General features: G+C 67.6%; 6 protein-coding genes. 2 read left to right on the top strand and 4 right to left on the bottom strand.

Annotated features, from left to right (window positions below):
* Positions 1–13: 13 nt before the first annotated feature.
* Positions 14–343, bottom strand: coding sequence for a PadR family transcriptional regulator (locus tag AC14A7_RS09230; RefSeq protein WP_484008360.1), 330 nt, complete (start codon positions 341–343; stop codon positions 14–16).
* A 157-nt stretch (positions 344–500) separates the two neighbouring features.
* Complete coding sequence (gene guaB1 / locus AC14A7_RS09225) at positions 501–1,940, bottom strand: GMP reductase (protein ID WP_484008359.1); 1,440 nt, start codon at positions 1,938–1,940, stop codon at positions 501–503.
* Between the two features lie 133 nt (positions 1,941–2,073).
* Between guaB1 and AC14A7_RS09220 the strand changes: the two genes are divergently transcribed.
* Positions 2,074–5,847 carry a multifunctional oxoglutarate decarboxylase/oxoglutarate dehydrogenase thiamine pyrophosphate-binding subunit/dihydrolipoyllysine-residue succinyltransferase subunit gene (locus AC14A7_RS09220; RefSeq protein WP_484008357.1) on the top strand — a complete coding sequence of 1,258 codons (3,774 nt, stop codon included), beginning with the start codon at positions 2,074–2,076 and terminating at the stop codon, positions 5,845–5,847.
* A gap of 5 nt (positions 5,848–5,852) precedes the next feature.
* Here AC14A7_RS09220 and AC14A7_RS09215 read toward each other — a convergent pair whose 3' ends face one another.
* On the bottom strand, positions 5,853–6,080 hold the full coding sequence (locus AC14A7_RS09215) for a zf-HC2 domain-containing protein (RefSeq protein ID WP_484008355.1): 228 nt from the start codon (positions 6,078–6,080) through the stop codon (positions 5,853–5,855).
* Entirely contained in the window at positions 6,077–6,703 is a 627-nt protein-coding gene (locus AC14A7_RS09210; RefSeq protein WP_484008353.1) for a sigma-70 family RNA polymerase sigma factor, read from the bottom strand. The genes AC14A7_RS09215 and AC14A7_RS09210 overlap by 4 nt, the downstream gene beginning before the upstream one ends.
* A gap of 115 nt (positions 6,704–6,818) precedes the next feature.
* Here AC14A7_RS09210 and aroA point away from each other — a divergent pair, with 115 nt between their 5' ends.
* The gene (aroA, locus tag AC14A7_RS09205) at positions 6,819–8,198 is read left to right on the top strand and encodes a 3-phosphoshikimate 1-carboxyvinyltransferase (RefSeq protein ID WP_484008352.1); all 1,380 of its coding nucleotides are present in this window, start codon (positions 6,819–6,821) and stop codon (positions 8,196–8,198) included.
* Positions 8,199–8,259: the final 61 nt, after the last annotated feature.

Here is an 8,259-nt window from a genome sequence, read left to right as displayed (position 1 = left end):
TCGAGCAGCCGGGTCACGCGAAGGCCAGGCCTGGTCGCTGCTGCAGTCGCGCGGCAGCGTGGTTGGCGAGGGAGCGCATGCGCTCGACCTCGTCGGCGAGTGTCGCCGCCCCCTCCTCGGTGAGCACGTAGAAGCGTCGAAGTCGACCCTCGACCACCTCTTCGCCCGCCTCAGCGACGAGCCCTTCGGTCGACAGCCGCTCGAGGGCGGCGTAGAGGGTGCCGACCTTGAGGGCGATGCGCCCGCCAGAGAGCTCCGCGGCATCCTTGATCAGCGCGTAGCCGTGGCGGCGCCCCTGCGCGAGCGAGGTGAGGATGAGAAAGGTGGGTTCCTGAAGGGCCATACCCCAACCATACTCAAGTCATCACTATATACAAGTGACCCGAATGAGGGGGGCGCGAATCACGAAATTCAGGATGGGGCGGCGTCCATCGTCCATATATGGATGGATGCCGCGTGAGCCTGAATTTACTGCGGGCGGCGTCGCCCCAGCAGGAGAGCTACCAGGAGACCGGCAGCGCCTTGCCCTCTTCGTAGCCGGCAGCCGACTGGATGCCGACGAGCGCCCGCTGGTGAAACTCCGGCAGCGATCGCGCGCCCGCATACGTCAGCGAGCTGCGCAGCCCGGAGGTGATCATGTCGAGAAGGTCCTCCACCGACGGCCGCAGCGGGTCGAGGTAGATCTTCGACGACGAGATGCCCTCGGCGAAGAGCGTCTTGCGGGCGAGCTCGTAGGCGTCGAGGCGGTCGAAGCGCTGCTGCACTGCCTTCGTCGAGGCCATGCCCCAGCTCTCCTTGTAGGTGCGGCCGGCCGGGTCGACCCGCAGCTCCCCCGGTGCCTCGATGGTGCCGGCGAACCACGACCCGATCATCACGGATGCCGCCCCGGCCGCGAGCGCCAGCGCGACGTCCCGCGGGTAGCGCACGCCGCCGTCCGCCCAGACGTGCGCGCCGAGCTCGCGTGCTGCAGCGGCGGTCTCGAGCACCGCGCTGAACTGGGGCCTGCCCACCGCCGTCATCATGCGCGTCGTGCACATGGCGCCTGGCCCGACGCCGACCTTGACGATGTCGGCGCCGGCGGCCACGAGGTCTTTCACGGCGGCGGTCGTGACGACGTTGCCCGCCACGATCGGCACGCCGAGCTTGAGGGCCGCGACCCGCGCGATGGCGCGCAGCATGCCCTCCTGGTGGCCGTGGGCGGTGTCGATGACGAGCACGTCGACGCCCGCCTGCACGAGCGCGCGGGCCTTGCCCTCGACATCCCCGTTGATGCCGATGGCGGCGGCGACCCGCAGGCGACCAGAGCTGTCGAGGGCCGGCGCGTAGATGGTCGAGCGGAGGGCGGTGGTGCGGCTCAGGGTTCCGACAACGGAGCCGTGATGCAGCACCGGCGCGAAGTCGAGGTCGGCGGCGACGAGCAGGTCGAACGCGGCTCTCGGTGTCTCGACGTCATCCGCGTCGATCGAGGTGACGGCTCCGGCGAGGAGGTCGCCGAGCGGCGCCTCCGGCATGGCGTGCTCGAGGCGAGAACCGGGGATGACGCCGAGGTACTGCCCGGTGGAGGAGGCCAGCACGATGCCGTGCCCGGCGACGGCAGGGAGGAGCCGCAGGGCGGCGCCGACCGTGTCCGTCGGGGCGAGCGTGATGGGCGAGTCCCACGCGACCGGCTGGCTCTTCACCCAGCGGATGGCGGCATCCAGGTCTTGCAGGTGCATGTCCTGTGGCAGCACGCCGAGCGCGCCGCGCCGCGCGAGTGTCGCGGCCAGTCGCGGGCCCGTGACGGAGTTCATGTTGGCCGAGACGATGGGAAGAGTCGCCCCGCTGCCGTCGCCGGGCTCGAGCGATACGTCGAGCCGGCTCGTCACGCGAGACGCGCTCGGCACGAGGAATACGTCGGAGTAGGTGAGGTCGTGCGTTGGCGTCGTCTCGTAGAACTCCATGAATTTAACGCTAGTCCACCCCGGTTCTGGGCACATCGCCCGGGCGTGAGTCGATTACGCTGGTAAGTCGGTGCGACGAGGAAAGTCGCGCTGCCGTGCACGAACACGAAGAAGCGAAAGTAGGCGGTCGGCTGTGTCGAGCCAAGTGACCGGAATTGTGCCTGAAGACGGCGCATCTGGCGAGTTCGGAGCCAACGAGTGGCTCGTTGACGAAATGTACGAGCGGTACCTCGTCGACAAGGAATCGGTCGACCGGTCGTGGTGGCCCATCCTCGAGACCTACAAGGTGCCGAAAGACCCGACGCCGACACAGGCGATCCCGGTGATCGAGGGCGGCTCCGTTCCCGGCGCTGAGCAGACGGTGGCGCCAGCCACCCCCACGACTCCCGTTCCCGTCGTCGATCCGTCGTCGACCGGCCAGCCCGTCGCCCGCACGACGAGCGTGCAGGCCAAGCCGCAGCCGATCCCTGCCGAGGCTCCCACGACAGCACAGGTGCCGGTGCCGCCTCGCGAAGACGCAGAGGCCACCCCTGACGCCAACGTCGTCGCCGCGCTCAAGGGCGCCTCCAAGTCCCTCGCCGCCAACATGGATGCCTCGCTCACGGTTCCGACCGCGACGAGTGTTCGCACCATCCCGGCCAAGCTCATGATCGACAACCGCATTGTCATCAACAACCACCTCAAGCGCGCCCGTGGCGGCAAGGTGTCGTTCACGCACCTCATCGCGTGGGCGATCGTGCAGACGCTCAAGGAGTTCCCGAGCCAGAACGTCTTCTACGACGAGCCAGACGGCAAGCCGTCGGTCGTCACCCCAGCGCACATCAACCTCGGCATTGCCATCGACATCCCGAAGCCCGACGGAACGCGCTCGCTCGTCGTTCCAGGCATCAAGAGCTGCGAGACGATGACGTTCGCGGAGTTCCTGACCGCATACGAGGATGTCGTTGCGCGCGGCCGCGCAAACAAGCTCACCGCCGCCGACTACGCGGGCAACACCATCTCGCTCACCAACCCCGGCGGCATCGGCACAGAGCACTCGGTTCCCCGCCTCATGCGCGGAGCCGGCACCATCGTCGGCGCCGGCGCGCTCGAGTACCCGGCAGAGTTCCAGGGCGCGAGCCCCAAGACCCTCGCAGAGCTCGGCATCGGCAAGACCATCACGCTCACGAGCACCTACGACCACCGCGTCATCCAGGGTGCGGGCTCTGGCGAGTTCCTCAAGAAGATCCACGAGCGACTCATCGGCCAGAACCGCTTCTACGAGGAGATCTTCGAGGCTCTCCGCCTGCCATACGACCCGATCCACTGGGCCGCCGACATCAGCGTCGACCTCGCCGACAACGTCTCCAAGACCGCTCGCGTGCAGGAGCTCATCAACGCGTTCCGCGTGCGCGGCCACCTCATGGCCGACATCGACCCGCTCGAGTACCGCCAGCGCTCCCACCCCGACCTCGACATCTCCAGCCACGGGCTCACCTTCTGGGATCTCGACCGCGAGTTCGTCACCGGCGGCTTCGGCGGCAAGAGGTCGGCGCTGCTGCGCGAGATCCTCGGCATCCTGCGCGACTCGTACTGCCGCACGGTCGGCATCGAGTACATGCACATCCAGGACCCGGTGCAGCGCCAGTGGATCCAGGACCACGTCGAGAAGCCGTACACCAAGCCCGGCCACGACGAGCAGATGCGCATCCTCGGCAAGCTCAACGAGGGCGAGGCATTCGAGACCTTCCTGCAGACCAAGTACGTCGGCCAGAAGCGCTTCAGCCTCGAGGGAGGCGAGTCGACAATCGTCGTGCTCGACGCCATCCTGCAGGGTGCAGCGGAGGCGAAGATGGACGAGGTGGCCATCGGCATGGCCCACCGCGGCCGGCTCAACGTGCTCACCAACATCGCCGGCAAGACCTACGGACAGATCTTCCGCGAGTTCGAGGGAACGCAAGACCCGAAGACCATTCAGGGCTCCGGCGACGTGAAGTACCACCTCGGCACGCAGGGCACCTTCCGCGCCGCCGACGGCAGCACCATCCCCGTTTACCTCGCCGCCAACCCCTCCCACCTCGAGGCCGTCGACGGCGTGCTCGAGGGCATCGTTCGCGCCAAGCAAGACAGGGCTGCCATCGGCTCCTTCAACGTGCTGCCGATCATGGTGCACGGCGACGCGGCCATGGCCGGCCAGGGCATCGTCGTCGAGATCCTGCAGATGTCGATGCTGCGGGCCTACCGCAACGGCGGCACCATCCACCTCGTGGTCAACAACCAGGTCGGGTTCACGACTCCTCCCGGGGAGGGCCGCACCTCGGTCTACTCCACCGATGTCGCCAAGACCATCCAGGCGCCGATCTTCCACGTCAACGGCGACGACCCAGAGGCCGTCGTTCGCGTCTCGGAGCTCGCCTTCGCCTACCGCCAGCAGTTCAAGCGCGACGTCATCATCGACCTCGTCTGCTACCGCCGCCGCGGTCACAACGAGGGCGACGACCCCTCGATGACGCAGCCGCTCATGTACAACCTCATCGAGGCCAAGCGCTCGGTGCGCACCCTCTACACCGAGGCCCTCGTCGGCCGTGGTGACATCACGCAGGAGGAGTACGAGGCGAGCCACCGCGACTTCCAGGAGCGCCTCGAGCACGCCTTCGCCGACACGCACGCGGCACAGACCGCATCGATCCCGGTCATCACCGAGGATGCCGGCAACAGCATCGCGGCGACATCCACCGCCCCGGAGGACACGGAGCCCGTCGGCGAGCCGGAGACAACCGGGGTGGCCGAGTCCATCATCCAGTTGATCGGCGACGCGCACGACAACCCGCCCGCCGGGTTCAGCGTGCACTCGAAGCTGCAGGCCCTGCTCAAGAAGCGCGTCGAGATGAGCCGCACCGGTGGCATCGACTGGGGCTTCGGCGAGCTGCTCGCGGTCGGCTCCCTCCTCGTGGAGGGCACCCCGGTGCGCATGGCCGGGCAAGACACACGTCGCGGCACCTTCGTGCAGCGCCACGCGGTCTTCCACGATCGTCAGAACGGCCAGGAGTGGCTGCCACTGCTCAACCTCAGCGAGCAGCAGGCGCGGTTCTGGATCTACGACTCGCTGCTCAGCGAGTACGCAGCCATGGGCTTCGAGTACGGATACTCCGTCGAGGCGGCCAACGCCCTCGTCATGTGGGAGGCCCAGTTCGGCGACTTCGCCAACGGCGCCCAGACCGTTATCGACGAGTTCATCTCCTCTGCAGAGCAGAAGTGGGGCCAGCACTCCAGCGTCGTGCTGCTGCTGCCACACGGCTACGAGGGCCAGGGTCCTGACCACTCCTCCGCCCGCATCGAGCGCTACCTGCAGCTGTGCGCGGAGAACAACATGACTGTTGCGCGCCCGTCGACGCCAGCGTCGTACTTCCACCTGCTGCGCCGGCAGGCATACTCGCGGCCCCGCCGCCCGCTCATCGTCTTCACGCCGAAGGCGATGCTGCGGCTGCGCGGAGCTACCAGCGAGGTCGCCGATTTCACGAGCGGCAAGTTCCTGCCCGTGATCGACGACACCCGCGTTGCCGACAAGTCGACCGCGAAGCGGGTCGTGCTCACCTCCGGCAAGATCTTCTACGACATCATTGCCGAGCTCGACAAGCGCGAGTCGAACGACATCGCCGTGGTGCGCATGGAGCAGTTCTACCCGCTGCCGGTCAGCGAGCTCAACGGCATCCTGCGCAACTACCCCAACGCCGACCTGGTCTGGACGCAGGACGAGCCAGAGAACCAGGGTGCATGGCCGTTCATGTACCTCGAGCTCGTGAAGCACCTCGAGGGACGCACCCTCACGGTCGCGTCGCGCCCCGCCTCGGCATCGCCGGCTACGGGCTCGACGAAGCGTTCGGCACAGGAGCAGGTCGACCTGATCAACCGCGCACTGGACGTGTAGCTGGCCTAGTCGTTGAGGGCAGACAGCACCCGGTCGCGCAGCTCGCTCGGCGCCTGCTCCTGGCACGCCTTGCGCACCTTCTCCGTCAGGGTGAGACCGACGAGGTGCTCGTGCGAGCAGTCCTCGCAGTTGGCCATGTGCTCGGCGACGTCTGCCGCATCCTGGTCGCTCAGCTCGCGGTGGAGGAACTCCTCCAGCTCGGCTTTCGCCTTGTCGCAGCCGCAGTCAGTCATTTCTTGGCTCCAGTGGTGGGAACGGCGATGCCTCGATCAGCCGCGTATTCAGCAAGTAGTTCCCGCAGCATCCGGCGGCCGCGGTGGAGGCGGCTCATGACGGTGCCTACGGGGGTCTTCATGATGTCGGCGATCTCCTGGTAGGAGAAGCCCTCGACGTCGGCGAAGTAGACGGCCATCCGGAAGTCCTCCGGAACCGCCTGCAGGGCATCCTTGACAGCACTGTCAGGGAGGTGGTCGATCGCCTCGGCCTCGGCCGACCGTGTCGATGTGTGCTGGGTGACCGACTCCGCGCCGCCCAGCTGCCAGTCCTCGAGGTCGTCGATGGTGCCCTGGTAGGGGTTGCGCTGGTTCTTACGGTAGTTGTTGATGAAGGTGTTGGTCTGGATGCGGTACAGCCAGGCCTTGAGGTTCGTGCCCTGCTGGAACTGGCCGAAGGCCTGGTATGCCTTGACGAAGGTCTCCTGCACGAGGTCGGCGGCATCCGCCGGGTTGCGCGTCATCCTCATGGCGGCGGCGTAGAGCTGGTCCATGTACTGCAGCGCCTGCTCCTCGAAGAGCGCCTTCGTGGCCGCGCCCTTCTTGGGCGCTTCGGCTGGCACGGCGATCTCTTCGGTACTCATTAGCAACGAGTGTAGTTCTCCCTCGAGTGAGCGCGGCCCGGTCACGGGGGCTTCGAGCACTGTTGTCATTGAAGCCTCCTCTTCTCGGTCGCGGCAGCCGTTACTGTGGTAACCGATGCAGGTATTCAGGTATTCCACGCCAGATTTCGACCCCTACGGCGACAACGAGGGCGAGTCGCTCGTCGAACCGGGCCCATGGCCGGCTCCCGTCGCGACGGGTCCGCTCTCGGCGACCCTCCGGCTGCCCGGCTCGAAGAGCCTCACCAACCGGGAGCTCGTGCTGAGCGCGCTTGCCGTCTCGCCGTCCCTGCTGCGTGCTCCGCTGATCTCGCGAGACACCATCCTCATGATCGAGGCGCTGCGATCGCTCGGCACCGTCATAGAGGAGGTCGAGGGCACGGGTGGTTTCGGGCCAGACCTGCGCATCACCCCAGCAGAGCTCGAGGGCGGTCGCTCGATCGACTGCGGGCTTGCTGGCACCGTCATGCGCTTCCTGCCGCCGGTTGCCGCGCTCGCGCTCGGCCCCGTCGCTTTCGACGGTGACGAGCACGCCCGCAAGCGCCCCATGCGAACCACCATCGACTCGCTGCGCGCCCTCGGCGTCGACGTGAGCGACGACGGCCGCGGCACGCTGCCATTCAGCCTGTACGGCACAGGAAGCGTCGCCGGCGGCGAGCTCGAGATCGATGCGAGCGCGAGCAGCCAGTTCGTCTCCGGCCTCCTGCTTTCTGCACCGCGGTTTGAGAAGGGCCTCGTGCTCCGGCACGTCGGCTCGAGCCTGCCGAGCCTCGCCCACATCGAGATGACGATCGCGACCCTCGCGGCCCGTGGCGTCGTCGTCGAGTCGCCGGAGCCGTTCGTCTGGGTCGTGCCGCACGCCGACATCGCGGGAATCGAGGTCGACATCGAGCCAGACCTGTCGAACGCCGCCCCGTTCCTCGGCGCCGCGCTCGTCGCGGGCGGATCCGTGACGATCGAGGGATGGCCGGCCACCACCACGCAGGTCGGTGCAGAACTGCAGACCATCCTGCGCGATCTCGGCGGTGAGGTGAGCTTCGCGGATGGCGCACTGACGGTCACCGGCGGCACCGGAATCCGGGGAATCGCGCTCGACAACGCGAGCGAGCTCGCCCCGACCATCGCGGCCATCGCCGCCCTCGCCGACAGCGAGACGGTGCTCACTGGCATCGCCCACCTGCGCGGCCATGAGACCGACCGGCTCGCGGCGCTGGCCGCAGAGATCAACGGTCTCGGCGGCGACGTGACAGAGACAGAGGACGGCCTCGTGATCCGGCCAGCGGCACTGCACGGCGGCCCGTGGCGCGCCTACGCCGACCACCGCATGGCGACGGCCGGCGCGCTCATCGGCCTTGCCGTTCCCGGGGTGGAGGTCGACGACATCGCGACAACGGCCAAGACACTGCCGCAGTTCGTCGACCTGTGGAATGACATGCTCGGCCTCAGCACCGCCCCGATCGACCCGTCGGCGATCTAGCGATGAGCTGGCTGCCGCCCGACGAGGCCGAGGCGTACGACGAGTACGACGAGTCCGCGAT

Source organism: Conyzicola sp., assembly GCF_057073975.1.
The sequence above is the reverse complement of the archived record's forward strand: the minus strand, read 5'-3'. Positions and strand labels throughout refer to the sequence as shown.